Raw genomic sequence first — 891 nt, forward strand, 5'->3', positions numbered from 1 at the left:
ATAGTAAAAAGCTCCGTTTATCACAAACGGAGCTTTTTACTATTGACCTAAATTTTGCACTTTATCTTTCAAATCTCGAACTTGATCTACCGTCTGCATAAGCTCAGAGTTTTTAAATTGCTCTACATCCACTTTTCCTTCTTCTATCTTTGTCATCGCCGTATCAATTAACGTATTTAACTTTTCGTTATATCCGACGATTTGTTGATGAATATCCTTCGCTACATCAGGTGGCGTTAATTCATTGAATGCGGGTATATCTTGTTTAATTTCACTAAGCTTCGTTTCTAATTCTTTTCGAGCCTCGCTATCATTAACGGCCTTTTCTGCTAATGCTGGTGCATCATTTGCAAATGCACTTATTTCATTTACATAGTCTGTCGCCTTTTGAGCATAATCTATGGAGTTCTTTCCTTCTTCCACTATTGAACATCCCATTAAACCAATTGAAACTATAAATACTAATAAAATTGATTTTATTTTCATTTTAGACTCCCTTCGTCTTTATCATTGTCTGTAATTTTCTCTATACATAACTTCTAGCTAAATTGTTTATAACCTTTTTCAAATAGCTATTTATCCTCTTACATGCCCTATTATCGTTACAACATCTATTTCTATATGTACGCTTATAATATCTTCAATTATATCCATATAGCCTTGTCCTATAGCTGTTCCATAGTGTAATGTAAGCCCCTTCTTTTCATACACTGACTTTGGCACTGAAAAAATAAATCTCCTCAAGTTTCTTTCATCAGCTGGTTCCATAATTAAAACAATCCCATCTTCATCAAACATATACGCTCGCCCTCCAACTTTACATTCACTATGGCTCAGTATTGCCTTGGTCAGCAAAATTTAAAACACAATAAGTTAAGATACTCTCTGCTC

The 891-nt window shown here is 33.9% G+C and carries 2 protein-coding genes; both read right to left on the minus strand.

Features of this window, described 5'->3' with window-relative positions; genetic code table 11:
- Window positions 1-39 precede the first annotated feature (39 nt).
- Window positions 40-486 (minus strand): DUF6376 family protein, encoded by a 447-nt coding sequence (locus tag DN401_RS29650; protein ID WP_000695202.1) that lies wholly within the window; start codon window positions 484-486, stop codon window positions 40-42.
- Between the two features lie 90 nt (window positions 487-576).
- A complete protein-coding gene (locus DN401_RS29655; RefSeq protein ID WP_000459099.1) occupies window positions 577-798 on the minus strand; it encodes a hypothetical protein in 222 nt (73 codons plus the stop codon).
- Between the last annotated feature and the right edge of the window lie 93 nt (window positions 799-891).

Source organism: Bacillus sp. BF2-3, assembly GCF_008368795.1.
Classification (GTDB): Bacteria; Bacillota; Bacilli; order Bacillales; family Bacillaceae_G; genus Bacillus_A; species Bacillus_A cereus.